The 16929-nt window shown below is 63.8% G+C and carries 13 protein-coding genes and 3 pseudogenes; 9 read left to right on the top strand and 7 right to left on the bottom strand.

Going from position 1 to position 16929, the window contains the following annotated elements:
* Nucleotides 1–4: 4 nt before the first annotated feature.
* The 3 genes from RHIBR816_RS0115450 to RHIBR816_RS0115460 all read right to left on the bottom strand — a co-directional run bounded on the left by RHIBR816_RS0115450 (nt 5) and on the right by RHIBR816_RS0115460 (nt 2369).
* A complete protein-coding gene (locus tag RHIBR816_RS0115450; protein WP_018237471.1) occupies nt 5–667 on the bottom strand; it encodes an amino acid ABC transporter permease in 663 nt (220 codons plus the stop codon).
* 9 nt (nt 668–676) lie between these two features.
* Nucleotides 677–1456 (bottom strand): amino acid ABC transporter ATP-binding protein, encoded by a 780-nt coding sequence (locus tag RHIBR816_RS0115455; RefSeq protein WP_034815348.1) that lies wholly within the window; start codon nt 1454–1456, stop codon nt 677–679.
* Between the two features lie 79 nt (nt 1457–1535).
* Nucleotides 1536–2369: an ABC transporter substrate-binding protein gene (locus RHIBR816_RS0115460; protein ID WP_018237473.1), complete on the bottom strand. Its 834-nt coding sequence runs from the start codon at nt 2367–2369 to the stop codon at nt 1536–1538.
* Nucleotides 2370–2566: 197 nt separating this feature from the next.
* On the opposite strand from RHIBR816_RS0115460, the gene RHIBR816_RS0115465 reads away from it, so the two are divergent.
* Nucleotides 2567–3286: a GntR family transcriptional regulator gene (locus RHIBR816_RS0115465; protein ID WP_018237474.1), complete on the top strand. Its 720-nt coding sequence runs from the start codon at nt 2567–2569 to the stop codon at nt 3284–3286.
* Nucleotides 3286–4053, top strand: coding sequence for a pyrroline-5-carboxylate reductase (locus tag RHIBR816_RS0115470; protein WP_018237475.1), 768 nt, complete (start codon nt 3286–3288; stop codon nt 4051–4053). Before RHIBR816_RS0115465 ends, RHIBR816_RS0115470 begins: the two co-directional genes overlap by 1 nt.
* 61 nt (nt 4054–4114) lie before the next feature.
* Here RHIBR816_RS0115470 and RHIBR816_RS0115475 read toward each other — a convergent pair whose 3' ends face one another.
* The 4 genes and pseudogenes from RHIBR816_RS0115475 to RHIBR816_RS34210 all read right to left on the bottom strand — a co-directional run.
* A complete protein-coding gene (locus RHIBR816_RS0115475) occupies nt 4115–5158 on the bottom strand; it encodes a sulfate/molybdate ABC transporter ATP-binding protein (protein WP_018237476.1) in 1044 nt (347 codons plus the stop codon).
* 64 nt (nt 5159–5222) lie between these two features.
* Nucleotides 5223–6248, bottom strand: coding sequence for a sulfate ABC transporter substrate-binding protein (locus RHIBR816_RS0115480; RefSeq protein ID WP_018237477.1), 1026 nt, complete (start codon nt 6246–6248; stop codon nt 5223–5225).
* A 257-nt stretch (nt 6249–6505) separates the two neighbouring features.
* Nucleotides 6506–7289 (bottom strand): annotated as a pseudogene (locus RHIBR816_RS34205) (ABC transporter permease).
* Nucleotides 7286–7690: pseudogene (locus RHIBR816_RS34210) on the bottom strand (ATP-binding cassette domain-containing protein); the annotation flags it as partial. The pseudogenes RHIBR816_RS34205 and RHIBR816_RS34210, both read right to left, overlap by 4 nt.
* A 190-nt stretch (nt 7691–7880) precedes the next feature.
* Between RHIBR816_RS34210 and RHIBR816_RS0115495 the strand changes: the two are divergent.
* The 7 genes and pseudogenes from RHIBR816_RS0115495 (at nt 7881) to RHIBR816_RS0115525 (ending at nt 16925) form a co-directional block, all read left to right on the top strand.
* On the top strand, nt 7881–8471 hold the full coding sequence (locus RHIBR816_RS0115495; RefSeq protein ID WP_018237479.1) for an ANTAR domain-containing response regulator: 591 nt from the start codon (nt 7881–7883) through the stop codon (nt 8469–8471).
* A gap of 34 nt (nt 8472–8505) precedes the next feature.
* On the top strand, nt 8506–9810 hold the full coding sequence (locus RHIBR816_RS0115500; RefSeq protein ID WP_052522690.1) for a CmpA/NrtA family ABC transporter substrate-binding protein: 1305 nt from the start codon (nt 8506–8508) through the stop codon (nt 9808–9810).
* A 348-nt stretch (nt 9811–10158) separates the two neighbouring features.
* A pseudogene (locus RHIBR816_RS0115505) lies at nt 10159–10326 on the top strand (ABC transporter ATP-binding protein); the annotation flags it as partial.
* 7 nt (nt 10327–10333) lie between these two features.
* Nucleotides 10334–12796 carry a nitrite reductase large subunit NirB gene (gene nirB / locus RHIBR816_RS0115510; RefSeq protein ID WP_018237482.1) on the top strand — a complete coding sequence of 821 codons (2463 nt, stop codon included), beginning with the start codon at nt 10334–10336 and terminating at the stop codon, nt 12794–12796.
* A 4-nt stretch (nt 12797–12800) separates the two neighbouring features.
* A complete protein-coding gene (nirD, locus tag RHIBR816_RS0115515) occupies nt 12801–13139 on the top strand; it encodes a nitrite reductase small subunit NirD (protein ID WP_026187034.1) in 339 nt (112 codons plus the stop codon).
* Between the two features lie 2 nt (nt 13140–13141).
* Nucleotides 13142–15799, top strand: a complete 2658-nt coding sequence (locus RHIBR816_RS0115520; RefSeq protein ID WP_018237484.1) for a nitrate reductase — start codon at nt 13142–13144, stop codon at nt 15797–15799.
* Nucleotides 15771–16925: an SAM-dependent methyltransferase gene (locus RHIBR816_RS0115525; RefSeq protein ID WP_018237485.1), complete on the top strand. Its 1155-nt coding sequence runs from the start codon at nt 15771–15773 to the stop codon at nt 16923–16925. Before RHIBR816_RS0115520 ends, RHIBR816_RS0115525 begins: the two co-directional genes overlap by 29 nt.
* Nucleotides 16926–16929 lie beyond the last annotated feature (4 nt).

A 16929-nucleotide genomic window follows, 5' to 3' on the forward strand; every position in this document is an offset into this window, starting at 1 on the left:
CTCCTCAGCTCATCATCAGCTGGCGGCGGCGTTCGAGATAGCCGACAATCTGCGAGACGGGGAACGAGACGGCGAAGTAGACCAGAGCGACGATGGTGAAGGTCTCGATCGGCCTGTACGTCTCCGTCGCCAGCGTCTTCGCCTGGTACATGAGGTCCTGGACGGCGACGATCGCGACCAGCGCGGTCTGCTGGAAGATGCCGATGCCGTTGGTGAGCAGGACCGGGATCGACGCCCGCACGGCGGTCGGCAGGACGATATAGAGGGTACGCTGCAGCGGGTTGAGACCGAGCGCGATGCCGGCATCGAGCTGCTCGCGCGGAACCGCCTGGATCGCGGCGCGATAGGCCTCGGCATTGAAGGCCATCAGGTTGAGGCCGAGCGCCAGGATGCCCATCGTCATCGAGCCGAGGAAGACGTTGAACAGCATCGGCACGCAGTAGAAGAACCAGACGATCTGGACGATCGCCGGGGTGCAGCGGAAGAATTCGACGAAGAGCATCGCCGGCAGCCGCACCGGCGCGAAGCGGCTCATGATGAGGAGCGCCAGCGGAAAGCCGAGCACGACGCCGATGATATTGGCGGCGACCGTCAGCTCAAGCGTGACGATCAGCCCTTCCCAGAGCGGCCCGAAAGAGACGGACTGGAAGTCGAAGGAGTAACCCATCTCGCCCTCCTAGTGCCGGATATGGAAGACGCGGTCGATGAAGTCGCGGGTGCGCTCTTCCTTGGGCGAACCGAGCACCTGTTCCGGCGGGCCGTCCTCGACGACCACACCGCCGGCGCAGAAGATGACGCGGGAGGCGATGTTCTTCGCAAACCACATATCGTGGGTGACGATCATCATCGGCATGTCCTGGGCGGCAAGCTGCAGGATGACCTGCTCGACTTCGGCGACGAGTTCGGGATCGAGCGCCGAGGTCACCTCGTCGAACAGCATCAGCTTCGGATCGAGCATCAGGGCGCGGGCGATTGCGACCCGCTGCTTCTGGCCGCCGGAGAGCTGCGCCGGATAGGCATTGGCCTTGGCGCCGAGGCCGAAGCGCTCCAGCAGCGCCTGGGCGCGCTTGGTGGCGCTCGCCTTGGCTTCACCCCGGACCTTGCAGGGCGCGAGGATCAGATTCTGAATGACGGAGAGATGCGGGAACAGCGTGTAGTGCTGGAACACCATGCCGATCGAGCGCCGCACCTCGGTGTCGATCTCAGTTTTCCTGTCGGCGCCCTCGGAGGAGATATAGGGCTTGCCGCCAAAGCTGATCGAGCCGCTGTCGATCTTCTCTAGCCCCATCATGACGCGCAGCAGCGTGCTCTTGCCGCCGCCGCTCGGGCCGATGACGACGACCCGTTCGCCGGGCTTCATCTCGATGTCGAGGCCCTTGAGCACCTGGATATGCGGGCCGTAACTCTTGTGGAGGGACTGGATTTTGACAAGGGGAGCACTGAAGGACATGGTCATCGCCGACCTCGCTGGTCAAAAGAAGGGATGAGAGTGGCCGGGCTGGCGCATGGCCGCGCCCGGCCCCTTCCCAGTTTCGTTACTGGGCGCTCTTCAGCACCTCATCGACGGCCTTGCGGATCAGCTCGTCTACGTGACCGGTCGCGACCTTTTCCTCGAGGAAGATGTTCACAACCTCGACGTCGGCAGCGGACAGCTGATGCGGCAGGCCGAAGGCGACGCCCTGCTTCGCCAGCGCCGGCGTCGGGTTCAGGGCGACCGCCCAATCGGGGTTCGACTGGGTGAAGAGCTGGTTGGTGTCCGAGGCATCGACGAGGATGTCGGCACGGCGTGACACGACGGCGAGGCGCGTTTCATCGTTACCCGGCAGCCGCAGGATCGTCGCGTTCTTGACCGCGGCGGTGATCGCCTTGTCCTGGGCGGTGCCCGACATGACTGCCAGCGTCACGTCGGCCTTGTCGATATCGGCAACCGAGGCTGCTCCGGCCGGGATCTTCGGGTTCTCCTTGTTGTAGGCGAGCGAGATCTGGTACTCCATGGCGGGAACGGAGAACTGCACGGCCATGGCACGCGCCGGCGTCCTGTTCAGCGCCAGCGAAAGGTCCCATTTCCCCGCCTGCAGGCCGGCGACGATATTGTCCCAGGTGGTGTCGACGAATTCCGGCTTGACCTTCAGCGTCTCGGCGAATTCGCGGCAGAGATCGGCGAAGAAGCCGGAATATTCGCCGCTCGCCGGATCGCGCATGACATAGGGCGGAGCAACAGCCGCGCCGCAACGAAGGACGCCCGCCTTCTGCACACCCTGCCAATAACCTTCGGCGGTCTGGGCGGATGCGGCGGTGGTTGAAAGTCCAGCGATCAGGGCAAGCGCAGGCATCGCCCGCATTGCGGACGCAAGCATCTTCGAAAGCATCTTCAATTTCCTCTGTTTGATGTGCGCGGTGCGCGGTTCCACCCGTCGGCTATCGCCGATCTTGCTCTTCTTGTGTCGTCTACGTGTCGACACGATATTTATGTCGGCAACGTGTCGACATTGTCAAGCGGAGAATTTACATTGTCTCGACGGGGCTCTTCTGGCCTTATGCGTCCAAATGACGGAAAGGGACGTAAGTGTCTGACGAAACTGAAACCAAGCGCGCCAAGGGGTCAGGCTGGAAAAATGTCTATGAGACGCTCCGAAACGAGATCCTGGCGCTGACGCTCGCTCCCGGTCAGCTTCTTGACGAGAACACGCTGGCCGAACGGTTCGACATGTCCCGCTCGCCGGTGCGCGAGGCCCTGATCCGGCTCGCCGGCGAGGATCTGGTCGTCACGCTTGCGAACCGCAGCACGATCGTCGCGCCGATCGAAGTCGCGACCTTTCCGAAATATGTCGAGGCGCTCGACATCGCGCAGCGCATGAACACCCGGCTCGCCGCGGAACTGCGGACCGAGATGGACCTCAAGACCATCGCCAGGCGGCAGAAGGAATTCGAAGCGGCGGTCAAGACCGGCAATCACCTCGAGATGTCGGAGGCGAACAAGCAGTTCCACATGGCGATCGCCCATGCCGGCCGGAATCCCTATCTGGCATCCTTCTACGAACGGCTGCTCAACCAGGGCCAGCGCATGCTGCATCTCCACTTCGAATATCTGGAGCGGACCCACGAAGGCTATCTTCTGACCGACGAGCACAACCAGATGCTCGAAGCGATCCGGGCGAAGAATGTCGATCTTGCCGACGAACTGGCCCACGCCCATACGCGCCAGTTCCAGCAGAACTTCATCAATTTCATGCGCGAGAACTACACGACGGACGTCTCGCTCGGACGACGGAAGGCAGCGGAATAATGCGTATCGGTTTTGTCGGCACAGGGACGATCACAGAGGCGATGGTGACCGGCATCGTCGGCTCGAGCCTCGATGTCACGGACATCGTCGTCTCACCGCGGAATGCTGAAATCGCGACCCGGCTCGCGCGCCGGTTCCCACCAGTGCGGATCGCCAAGGACAATCAGGACGTCGTCGATGCGTCAGACGTCCTGTTTCTCGCCGTCCGGCCTCAGATCGCAAAAGAGGTGATCGGCGGCCTCGCATTCCGCAGCGGCCAGAGGGTCGTCAGCGTCATCGCGGCGACCGATCGTGCGAAGCTCCTCAACTGGATCAAGGAGGACGTGGACCTCACCCAGGCAATCCCCCTGCCCTTCGTCGCCGGGCGCGAAGGCGTGACCGCACTCTACCCGCCGCACCCAGAGATCGCCGCCATCTTCGCCGCCCTCGGCAGCACCGTCGAATGCGAGACGAAGGAGGAATACGACCTGCTCGCCGCCGCAAGCGCCCTGATGGGAACCTATTTCGGCATCCTCGACCGATCGACCGACTGGCTGGTCGAGAAGGGCCTCGCGAGGGAGAAAGCGCGTGCCTACCTGGCGCCGCTCTTCGCAAGTCTGGCGCAAACGGCGGTCAAGGCCGAGGCGACGCCCCTCGATACCCTAAGGCGCGAGTTTTCGACGCCTGGCGGCTTGAACGAGCAGGTCTTCGAGGATTTTGACCGCAATGGTGGAAGCCGAGCGTTGGCAGGCGCCCTCGAACGCGTATTGCACCGAGTTCGAGGCTAAGAACTATATCTGCCCTTCGTCTTTCCGGGCCGGAGGATTGGTTCTTGTGAACCGCGCCCTGCTATTCCTCGCGAAACAGCTTCCACTTGGTGGGTCGGAACGCAATGCGGGTGTGGTCTGTCGAGGAGGCACGCTCGGGCGGCAACTCGATCTCGATCGAAGGCTGTGGCTTGCCGAGATCCAATTCCAGGTGCCGCGTGCCTGCGACACGGCGGCTTGCCGTGACGCGGCCGGCGAGACAGCCACTGGAACCATCGATGAGCTCGACGTCTTGCGGTCGGAAGTAGAGGGCTGCCGGTCCATCCGGTTGGTTTGCGGCACTAAGGCCGACCGGCCGATCTTCGAACCAGATCTCGCCGCGCGAAATGGTGACGTTCAGGCAGTTGGATTGGCCGATGAACCCGTAGACGAAGGGCGAGACCGGATGATCGTAGATCTCGTCCGGCGTGCCGACCTGCTCGATCGCACCCATGTTCATCACGACGACCCGATCGGCAAGCTCGAGCGCCTCCTCCTGGTCGTGGGTAACGAAAACCGTGGTGTGCCCGGTCCGATCGTGGATCTCGCGCAGCCACCGACGGAGTTCCTTGCGCACCTGCGCGTCGAGTGCGCCGAAGGGCTCGTCGAGGAGCAAAACGTTGGGCTTGACTGCCATGGCGCGGGCAAGCGCCACGCGCTGGCGCTGGCCGCCTGAAAGTTGGGCCGGATAGCGGCTTTCGAGCCCCGCGAGTTGCACCAGTTCGATGAGGTCGAGCGCCCGGCGGCGGATCTCGTCTGCCGGCGGCCGCTTGTTGCCGGGCCGAACCCTCAAACCAAAGGAGACATTGTCGAGCACGGTCATATGCCGGAAAAGGGCGTAGTGCTGGAAGACGAAGCCGATGTTTCGTTCCTGCACTGATTTCTTCGAGGCGTCCTCGGCATCGAAGAAGACCATGCCTTCGGTCGGGCTTTCAAGCCCGGCAATGAGCCGGAGCAGCGTCGTCTTGCCCGAGCCGGAGGGGCCGAGCAGTGCGATCAGTTCGCCAGAGCGGATATTGAGGTTCACGTCGACGAGCGCCGGAAACCTGCCGAATTCCTTGCGTAGGTTCTGGACACGGACTTCCATCGATGTCTGGTCCTTTTCGATGCCTGCGGCCAGCGAAGTTCTACGCTCCGCGGCCGAGGGAATCCTATCGTCCTGGCATATAGATCTGGTCGAAAATCCCGCCATCGGCGAAGAATTTCGGCTGAGCTTCCTTCCAACCGCCGAATTCGTCAATCGTGACCAGCTTGAGTTCGGCGAAGCGGGCGACGTCCTTCGGGTCGGCAAGCTCCGGCTTGAACGGCCGGTAGTAGTGCTTGGCGGCGATCTTCTGCCCGGCGTCGCTGTAGAGATAGGCGAGATAGGCTTCGGCCACATTGCGCGTACCCTTCGCGTCGACATTGCCGTCGACGAGCGCCACCGGCGGTTCCGCCTTGATCGAAATCGACGGCGTGACGATCTCGAAATTGTCGGGGCCGATTTCTTCCAGCGCGAGATAGGCTTCGTTCTCCCAGGCGAGCAGCACGTCGCCGAGGCCGCGCTGGACGAAGGTCGTCATCGCTCCCCAGGCACCGGTATCGAGAACGAGAACATGCTCGAAGAGCCGCGCCACATATTGCTGCGCCTTGGCATCGTCACCGCCATTGGCGGCGCGGGCCCAGGCCCAGGCGGCGAGGAAGTTCCAGCGGGCGCCGCCCGAGGTCTTCGGGTTCGGCGTGACGACCTGGATGCCGTCCTTGGTCAGGTCGCCCCAATCCTTGATGCCTTTCGGGTTGCCCTTGCGGACCAGGAAGACGATCGTCGACATATGAGGAGAGCTGTTGTTCTCCAGGCGGGACTTCCAGTCGGCCGGGATCTTGCCGGTAGCCTTGGCGATTGCGTCGATATCGGCCTCGAGCGCCAGCGTGACCACATCGGCCTCCAGCCCGTCGATCACCAATCGGGCCTGCTTGCCCGAGCCGCCATGCGAGGTGTGGATCGTCACGGTCTCGCCCGTGTCCGCCTGCCATTTTTCGGCGAAGGCGGCGTTGAATTCCTTGTAGAGTTTGCGCGTCGAGTCATAGGACACGTTCAGGATCGTCGTGTCGGCGAGTGCGAGACCAATAGCGCCAAGCTGCAAGACGCCGACCACGAGGGCTCGTTTTGCGACACCGGCAAGTCTATCCGCTCCCATCTCCACCTCCATGCCCAGCCCGAAGAAACTATCCCGCGGATGCTACGAGGGAAAGCCGGGATCGGCGACGCTTTGCGGCGCGCGTGCTCCCTGTCCAAGGTCGATAATCATCGACTTGCCGCCTTGGTTCCATGCGGCGGCGTGCCAGTTCGCCAGATGCCGATCGCGGACACCCGATGATTTTGGGCATCCGACGATATGGGGAGTGCCACCGATCGCGCTAGACTAAACGTCGAACTGCGGTGCCTGGTGCCCGGCTAGCCCCTTGAACGCAGCATGGCGCGGGCCGGATCATAGCCCCACAGCGCAGCCAGCATGAACAGCACGAAGCTGGTGCAGACCCCGGCGAGCGCCGTTGGATGAAGCTCGCCGTAAAGCGCAAAGCGTATCAGTTCGACCGCATGGGTGAACGGATTCACGGCACAGATGTCGCGCAAGAGCGGCGAGCTTTCCGCCATCTTCCATAAGCGCCGAGGAGAGGAAGAACATCGGAAAGATGACGAAGTTCATGACGTCGGCGAAATTCTCGAGTTGCCGGACGGTCGACGAAATCAACAGCCCGAGGGCGCCGAGCATCAATCCGCTGAGCAGCAATGCCGGCAGCACCGCGATATAGCCGACCGCCGGCACGGTAATGCCGGTGAGCGCCGCAATCCCCAGGAACACGGCCACCTGCAGAATGGATACGATTACGCCGGCCAAAAGCTTTGAGAACAGCAGCCACCATCGCGGCAGCGGCGAGGTCAAGAGGAGCCGCATCGATCCCATTTCCTGGTCGTAGACCAGCGACAAGGACGATTGCATGCCGTTGAACAACTGGATCATCCCGCAGAGCCCCGGAAGGATATAGAGTTCGTAAGTGATATAGGTCTGGTAGGGCGGGATGATCGACAAGCCGAGCGCGGCCCGGAAGCCGGCGGCAAAGACGACGAGCCAGACGAGGGGGCGAACGAGTGCTGCCAGAAACCGCCCCCGCTGGCGAACGAAGCGCAGGTTCTCGCGGGTGACAATGGCGGAAAGCGCAGTCAACCATGCCCTCATGCCAGCACCTCCCGGTCCTCGGCCGTCATCGTGAGAAATGCCTTGGCAAGCCCCTCCCCGCCGGCGAGGTCCGGGGCAGTGCCATTCCTGAGGACCTTTCCGCGATGCAGCACGACGATCTGGTCGTCCGGCCGGATGTCGTCGACCAGATGCGTAGCCCACAGCACCGCAAGCCCGGTTTCGGCCAAAAGATGCACGTAATCGGTGATCGCCTGCCGCGAGGCGGCGTCCAATCCGACCGTCGGCTCATCGAGCAGCAGGACTTCCGGGCCGTGGATCAGCGCCCGTGGGATCTCCATGCGCCGCCGATGTCCACCGTTGAGGGCGCGAACCCGCTCATCCGCCCGCTCGGCCATGCCGAGCTGGGTCAGCGCCGCGTCGATTGCCAAAGCGGCCGGGCGTGAACGCCATCTGCCGGACTCGCTGTCCGACGCGCAGCAATTTGCGAACCTCATCGCTTCCCCTCCCATTCTTCTCATGAAACGTGTGTCTTGCGGGGCGATTTCGCCTTAAATTAGTGCAGACTGCGCGTTCGCAAATATTTTAGGCAGGCTATATTGCGAAACTTGCTGCACTGCATCATGATGCGGCATGTCCCATCGAGACCTGACCATTCTAGTCATTGACGAGAACGCCATTCGCGCCTCGATCATCGAGGAAGACCTGCGCGAGGCCGGCCACGGCAATGTCACGGTCATTCACGAAGTGCACGGTGTCGCCCGCATCATCGAGACGCTGCAGCCGGACGTTATCGTCATCGACATTGAAAATCCCAACCGGGACATGATGGAGCACCTCTTCCAGCTGACGCGCACCGTCGGCCGGCCGATCGCCATGTTCGTCGATCGCTCCGACACCGCCTCGATCGAGGCGGCGGTCGAGGCGGGCGTCTCGGCTTACGTGATCGACGGGCTGAAAAAGGAGCGCGTCAAGCCGATTCTCGACATGGCGGTCAGCCGCTTCAAGGCCTTCAGCCGGCTGCAACGCGAGCTTGCCGAGGCGAAATCGGCACTCGAGGAACGCAAGCTCGTCGAACGTGCCAAGGGCATCCTTATGAAAATGCGAGGGCTTTCCGAGGAGGAGGCTTTCACGCTGCTGCGCCAGACCGCGATGAACGAGAAGAAGAAGATCTCGGAAATCGCGCAGAGCGTCGTGACCGCTGCCGGATTGCTGATCCGATGAGTGGAGGATGCAGCGCCCGTCGGGAGAAACCGGAGTGAACGCATTGACGGAAATCGACGAGTCGAGGGCCGCGAAACTCTCCGCCGGCGACGCCCTGCCCAATCCCGCCCATATCGCCAGTGACGGCTCGCGCACCGTGCGCGCCGGCTTCATCCCGCTCGTCGACGCGGCCGTACTGATCGCCGCCGCCGAATTCGGCTTCGCGCAAAAGGAAGGCATCACCCTCGATCTGGTGAAGGACGTTTCCTGGGCGAACGTGCGCGACCGGCTTGCCTTCCGCCAGTTCGACATCGCCCACATGCTCTCGCCCATGCCCGTCGCGGCGATGCTCGGCCTCGGCTCCAATCCGTCACCGACGATCACGCCGTTCTCACTCGGACGCGGCGGCAATGCGATCACGCTGTCGACGCGGCTCTATGGCGAGATGCGGCAGGAGGGCGAACTCGACGCGAGCGACAGCGCCCTGGCGAATGCACAAGCCCTGGCAGCGGTGATCCGGCGCGACCGGGCCACCGGCCGCCCGCCGCTCACGCTCGGCGTCACCTACCCGTTTTCCTCGCACAACTACGAGTTCCGCTATTGGCTCGCGGCCGGCGGCATCGACCCGGACCGCGACGTCAAGCTCGTCGTCGTGCCGCCGCCGATGACCTCGGACGCACTGGCGGCCGGAGCGATCGACGGCTTCTGCGTCGGCGCCCCCTGGAACATGGTCGCCTCGGAGCGCGGCGTCGGCCGTATCGTCGCGACCAAGCAGGACATCTGGCCCTCCGCGCCGGAAAAGGTAATCGGCATGCGACCCGACTGGGCCGACGCCAACACCGAAACCGTCTCCCGCCTTGTGGTCGCGCTCGATGCTACCGCCCGCTGGTGCGATGCGGCGGCGAACCGCTCCGCGCTGGCAGAGGTCCTCGCAGAGCAGCGCTATGTCGCCGCCCCCGTCGATATCCTGCGCCGGGTGCTCGCGGGCGAATTCACCATCGACCCCGAAGGCAACCAGCGTGTCGTCGATGACTATTTCGTGTTCCACGCAGGTTTTGCCAATTTCCCCCGCCCGAGCCAGGCCCTATGGATCTACAGCCAGATGGTCCGCTGGGGTCAGGCGGCCCTGTCTGCCGACGGACTGGAGGCAAGCGTTTCCGCCTACCGGCCCGATCTCTACCGCCGGGCCCTCGGAAGCAACGCCCCGACCGCCGAGGCCGATATCGCTCGCGAAGGCGCAATGCCTGGCGATCGCTTCATGGACGGACACGTGTTCGATCCGGAGCATATCGCCGATTATATCGACGCCTTTCCCGTGAAGGCGACCGGCCTTCCCCACCCGTCGCTCGACGACATCTGAGCGCCAAGCGCTGCCCGTTTAAGCGGCAGTGAATTCTCCCGATTGCCGCGTCGCACAATAATTAATCACTCGATACCACGTCCATTTTTTAGGCAATTGACAGGGAGCCAATTTTTCTCTTTTTATATCAATCACATAAGAAAGCCTTCAGGAATTGGCACGACGTTTGCTTTTCTAGAATTGCTTCAATCAAAGGCGATTGAGGCGGGTTCAGGCTACCGATAGCGCCTGCCAAAGACACCGACGTCGCAAGGTCTTGCCTCAAAGGGATTCCTCCAGGTTCTCCGAGTGCAGCCGAGCGGCGTTTTTTTATGCCGGTTTCCGACCGGCCAACAAGCTTGAGGGACCGTGCGAATGACCGACCGCATCGTGATGATGGCCAAAGGACCGTCTGCACGAATTGGCGAAATCCTCAATGTGCCGCTTGCGGGCCTGCGCCGGCGCATCGAGCTTGCCTCCGATCGAACCTATCTGAACTGTCGCGAAGCCGTGCGCTTCGTCGAAGCTGCGGAGTAATTACCCAATGGCTGAACGCACCCCTGAAAAACTTGTCATCGTCGGCAACGGCATGGCGCCGGGCCGGATGCTCGAAGAGCTCTTCGAAAAGGCGCCAGGGCGCTATCAGGTGACGATCTTCAACGCCGAGCCGCGCGTCAATTACGACCGCATCATGCTCTCGCCGGTGCTGTCCGGCGAGAAGGACTATGAAGAGATCATCATCCATGGCGACGGATGGTACATCAAGCACGGCATCACCCTTTACAAGGGCCACAAGATTGTCGCGATCGACCGCGCCGCCAAGACCGTGACGTCCGATCACGGCGTCACGGAAAGCTACGACAAGCTGGTGATCGCCACCGGTTCGGTGCCCTTCATCCTTCCCGTGCCCGGCAAGGACCTGCGCGGCGTCATCACCTATCGCGACCTCGACGACGTGCAGGCAATGCTGCTCGCGGCCCAGTCGCGCGAAAAGGCGATCGTCATCGGTGGCGGCCTGCTCGGGCTGGAAGCGGCGGCCGGCCTTGCCCAGCGCGGCATGGACGTGACCGTGCTGCACGTCATGCCGACGCTGATGGAGCGCCAGCTCGACCCGGCCGCCGGCTACCTGCTGCAGAAGGCGGTCGAAGAGCGCGGCATTAAGGTCATCACCAAGGCAAACACCAAACGCGTCGTCGGCGAGGAAAAGGTCGAGGGCATCGAGCTCGAGGACGGCCGGATCATCCCAGCGACGCTGGTCGTGATGGCGGTCGGCATCCGGCCGAATGCCGGCCTTGCCAAGGACGCCGGGCTCGCTATCAACCGCGGCATCGTCGTCGATGCCGGCATGCAGACCTCCGACGGCGACATCATGGCGCTCGGCGAATGCGCCGAAGTCGGCGGCATGGTTTACGGCCTCGTGGCGCCGCTCTACGAGATGGCGCGGGTTGCCGCCTCCCATCTCGCCGGCGACCGCAAGGCCGCCTTCGTCCACTCGGACACGCCGACCAAGCTGAAGGTCACCGGCATCAACCTCTATTCCGTCGGGGACTTCGCCGATGGCGACGGGCGCGAGGAGATCGTGCTGCGCGATGCCACCGCCGGCATCTACAAGCGGCTGGTACTCCAGCAGAACCGCATCATCGGCTCGGTTCTCTACGGCGACACCGCAGACGGCGCCTGGTTCAACGACCTGTTGAAGCGCGGCACCGACATCTCCGAAATGCGCGACACACTGATCTTCGGCCAGGCCTACCAGGGAGGAGCCCCCCTGGACCCTACGGCGGCCGTTGCAGCCTTGCCGGATGATGCGGAAATCTGCGGCTGCAACGGCGTGTGCAAGGGCAAGATCGTCACGACGATCACGTCCAAGGGCCTAACCTCGCTCGACGAGGTGCGTGCCCACACCAAGGCATCCGCCTCGTGCGGCTCCTGCACCGGCCTTGTCGAGCAGTTGATGTCGCTCACGCTTGGCGAGAGCTACAATCCGGCCGCCGTGCAGCCGATGTGCAACTGCACCGAGCTCGGCCATGACGATGTGCGCCGCCTGATCAAGGCGAAGGGGCTGAAGACCATTCCCGCCGTCATGCAGGAGCTCGAGTGGAAGACCTCCTGCGGCTGCGCCAAATGTCGCCCGGCCCTCAACTACTACCTCGTCTGCGACTGGCCGGACGAATATGCCGACGACTACCAGTCGCGCTTCATCAACGAGCGCGTCCACGCCAACATCCAGAAGGACGGCACCTATTCGGTCGTGCCGCGCATGTGGGGTGGCGTCACGAATTCGCAGGAATTGCGCGCCATCGCCGATGTGGTCGACAAGTTCAACGTGCCGCTGGTCAAGGTCACCGGCGGCCAGCGTATCGACCTGCTCGGCATCGAGAAGGAGGACCTGCCGTCCGTCTGGGCCGATCTCGGCAAGGCCGGTTTCGTCTCGGGCCAGGCCTATGCCAAGGGCCTCCGAACCGTGAAGACCTGCGTCGGCTCCGACTGGTGTCGCTTCGGCACCCAGGATTCGACCGGCCTCGGCATCCGTATTGAGAAATTCATGTGGGGTTCCTGGACGCCGGCCAAGTTGAAGATGGCCGTGTCCGGCTGCCCGCGAAACTGTGCGGAAGCGACCTGCAAGGACATCGGCGTCGTCTGCGTCGACTCCGGCTTCGAGATCCACTTCGCCGGCGCCGCCGGCCTCGACATCAAGGGCACCGAGATCCTGGGGCTGGTCAAGACCGAGGACGAGGCGCTCGAACATATCGTCGCGCTGACGCAGATGTACCGCGAGCAGGCCCGCTATCTGGAGCGCATCTACAAGTGGGCAAAGCGCATCGGCCTCGACGAGATCCGCCGGCAGATCATGGACGATGCCGAAAAGCGCAAGGGTTATTACGACCGCTTCGTCTTCAGCCAGAAATTCGCCCAGGTTGATCCCTGGTCGGAGCGCGTCTCCGGCAAGGACAAGCATGAGTTCCGGCCGATGGCGACGGTCGGATTCAATCAGGCAGCGGAATGAGGTGATGACAATGAACTGGATTGCTATTGGCGACATCAGCGACATTCCACTGCGCGGGGCCCGTTGCGTCAAAACACCGATCGGTAAGGTCGCCGTCTTTCGGACTGCCGAGAACGAAGTTTTCGCAATCGAGGATCACTGCCCGCACAAGGGCGGGCCGCTGAGCCAGGGCATCGTCCACGGCACCGCGGTCACCTGCCCACTGCACAATTGGGTGATCTCGCTGGAGACCGGCAAGGCGCTCGGCGCCGACGAAGGCGCGGTACGAACCATCCCGGTCAGGAACGACAATGGCGCGCTCTCCATCGCGCTGGAAAACCTGACGCTGGCCGCCGCGGAGTAGACATGGCGCACGAGGTCAAGACCACCTGTCCCTATTGCGGCGTCGGCTGCGGCGTCATCGCCCGTGTGGATGGTGACGGTGCGGTCAGCGTCAAGGGCGATCCCGAGCATCCGGCCAATTTCGGCCGGCTCTGCTCGAAGGGCTCGGCACTCGCCGAGACTCTCGATCTCGACGGCCGCCTCCTCCATCCGGAGATCGGCGGTCGCCGGGTGGAATGGGACGAGGCGCTTGATCTCGTGGCCGCACGGTTCTCGCAAGCGATCGCCGAGCATGGGCCGGATTCGGTTGCCTTCTATGTGTCGGGGCAATTGCTGACCGAGGATTATTACGTCGCCAACAAGCTGATGAAGGGCTTCATCGGCTCGGCCAATATCGATACCAATTCGCGGCTCTGCATGTCCTCTTCGGTCGCCGGTCACCGGCGCGCCTTCGGCGCCGATACGGTCCCGGGCACCTACGAGGACCTTGAACTCGCCGATCTCGTGATCTTGACCGGGTCCAACATGGCCTGGTGCCATCCGGTTCTCTACCAGCGCCTTGCGGCGGCCAAGGCCAACCGGCCGGAGATGAAGGTCGTTGTCATCGATCCCCGCCGGACGATGACGGCCGACATCGCTGACATGCACCTGGCGATCGCGCCGGATGGCGACGTGGCGCTCTTCAACGGCCTGCTTGCCCATCTCGCAGAGAGCGGCGCCATCGCCCACGACTACGTATCGGCCAATACCACCGGCTTCGCGGACGCCGTTCAGGCTGCCGGGGCGCTCGATCTCGCTGCCGTATCGGACGCATCCGGCCTTGCACACAAGCAGTTGCGCGATTTCTTCCGGCTGTTCGAAGCGACCGAAAAGGTCGTGACCTGCTATAGCCAGGGCGTCAACCAATCCTCCGCCGGTACCGACAAGGTCAACGCCATCCTCAATTGCCACCTCGCCACCGGACGCATCGGCCGACCGGGCATGGGCCCGTTCTCGCTGACCGGCCAGCCCAATGCGATGGGTGGCCGCGAAGTCGGCGGGCTGGCGAACATGCTTGCCGCCCACTTGGATATCGACAAGGCGGTCGACCGCGATCTGGTGCGCCGCTTCTGGGGCGCGCCGAGCATCGCCGCGAAGCAGGGCCACAAGGCGGTGGACATGTTCCGCGCCGTTGCCGACGGGCGCATCAAGGCGCTGTGGATCATGGCGACGAATCCGGTCGTCTCCCTGCCCGACGCGGATACGGTCGAAGCGGCAATCAAGGCCTGTCCTTTCGTCGTCGTCTCCGAAATGCAGCGACAGACCGATACGGCCCGCCACGCCCATGTGGCTCTCCCGTCGCTCGGCTGGGGCGAAAAGGACGGCACGGTGACCAACTCAGAGCGGCGCGTCTCGCGCCAGCGCGCCTTTCTTGCAGCTCCGGGCGAAGCACGCGCCGACTGGTGGCAGCTCGCCGAGGTCGCGCGACGGATGGGCTTCAAGGGGGGCTTCAACTACGCGTCGCAGTCCGAGATCTTTGCCGAGCATGCCGCCCTGTCCGGCTTCGAGAATGACGGCCGCCGCGACTTCGACATCAGCGCCCATGCGGCGATCGACCGGACGGCCTACGACGACCTCGCGCCTTTCCAGTGGCCGCAGCCGAAAGGTACCGCGCCTCAGGTGAGGCGCTTCTTCGCCGAGGGCGGGTTCTATCATCCGGATGGCCGCGCTCGCTTCGTCGCCGTAAAGACGCAGCAGGCGCGCCGCGTCAGTGAGGCCTTTCCCTATACCCTCAATACCGGCCGGGTGCGCGACCACTGGCACACGATGACCCGCACCGGCAAGAGCGCGCGGCTTTCCAGCCATCTCGCCGAACCCTTCGTCGAAATCCATCCGCGCGATGCGCAAAAGATCGGCGTCTCTATCGCCGATCTTGTCATGCTCGAAAGCCCACATGGCGCGGCGATCGTACGGGCGCTCGTCACCGAGCGGCAGGCCGAAGGCAATCTCTTCGTGCCGATGCACTGGAACGATCAATTCGCCTCCAAGGCGCGGATCGACGCGCTGGTCGCGCCGGTCACCGATCCGGTCTCCGGTCAGCCAGCTTCGAAGAACGTCGCCGTTCGGGCGAAGCGTTTCGCCGCCAAGACCTACGGCTTCGCCGTCTCGACCGGAAAGCCCGAGGGGCTCGATGCCGCCTATTGGGCGATCGCCGCGGCCGAAGGCGGATGGCGGATGGAACTCGCCTTCACCGACATGGACGGAGACTGGATCGACTGGTGCCGGCAGGCCTTCTCCATTCCTGCCGACATCGATCCAATCGGCTATACGGACCGGACTTCGGGCGAGCTCCGCCTTGCCTTCTTCGACGGCGACAGGCTGCTTGCGGCGCTCTTCCTCTCGCCCCGGCCGGTCGCCGTGGCGCGAAACTGGGCGGTTTCGCAGCTTGGCGTCTCGCACGCCAATCTCAGCAAGCGCTTCGCCATGGCCGCCGGCCGCCCCGGTGCCGATAAGCCCGACCCGGGCGCAACCGTCTGTTCCTGCTTCAGCGTCGGCGTCAACCAGATCACCGCCGCCATCCGCGAAGGCTGTCACAGCATCGAAGCCGTCGGCGAGAAGACCAGCGCCGGAACCAATTGCGGCTCTTGCCGCTCCGAAATCAGGGGGATCATCCATGCATGCCTTGCCGCCGCTGCCGAATGATCGGGCCTCGAAGCCGCAGCGCGTCGCAGCGCTCGCGACGCTGCCGCTCTTCTGGACGCTGAAAGGCAAGCGCGTCGTCGTTGCCGGCGGCAGCGACGGCGCCGCCTGGAAGGCCGAGCTCCTGGCGGCCTGCGGCGCCGAGGTCCATGTCCATGCACTGCAGACGGAACTCGGCGACGGTTTTCTCGACCTGTTCGCGCGCGGCGCGGCGGATAATGGCGGTTCCTTCGTACATCACGATCAGCCCTGGCACGACGGCATTTTCGGCGATGCGGCGCTGGCGATCGCCGACTGTGACGACGATCTCGAGGCCGACGCCTTCTTCACCGCGGCGCGCTTGGCCGGGGTTCCCGTCAACGTCATCGACAAGCCGCACTTCTGCCAGTTCCAGTTCGGCTCGATCGTCAATCGCTCGCCCGTGGTCGTGGCGATCTCGACGGACGGGGCGGCACCGATCCTGGCGCAGGCCATCCGCCGCCGCATCGAGGCCCTGTTGCCGCCGGCGATCAAGAATTGGGCGGGGATCGCACAGGCGATCCGCGATCGCGTGAATGCGCGCCTGCAACCGGGTGCTCAGCGCCGCACCTTCTGGGAACGTTTCGTCGATCGCGCTTTTGTGGACACACCGGAGGAGGGTGTTGAGGCGCGGCTGATGGTGGAGTTGGATCGTCTGGCGACGCCCCGCCCCGCCATCGGCCGCGTCACCATCGTCGGGGCCGGTCCGGGCGATGCGGAACTCTTAACGCTGAAAGCGGTCCGCGCCCTGCAGGCCGCCGACGTCATCCTCTACGATGAACGGATTTCCAACGATGTTCTGGAACTCGCGCGGCGCGAAGCCAAGCGAATCCTCGTCAACCTGCCGGGCCAGGACGGCGGCGCGTCGATAGGCGCTCTGGCGAGGGCCGGAAAACGCGTCGTGCGCCTCCAGGCCGGAGATGCGGTCGCCAGTGCCGCCGCGCAGGAAGAAGCTGCATGGCTCGGCGAACTCGGCATTCCCGTAGAGATCATACCGGGTGTCTCCGTCCGCCGTTACCGGGGTGCATGGGAGAGCGACGACACCAAGGCGGTCATTGTCGCCGGCCGGGCCGAACAGGCCAGTGAGCGCCTTCGCATCGCCGGCCATTGAGGCT

Origin of the sequence: Ensifer sp. BR816, assembly GCF_000378985.1 — a bacterium.
Taxonomy (GTDB): domain Bacteria; phylum Pseudomonadota; class Alphaproteobacteria; order Rhizobiales; family Rhizobiaceae; genus Sinorhizobium.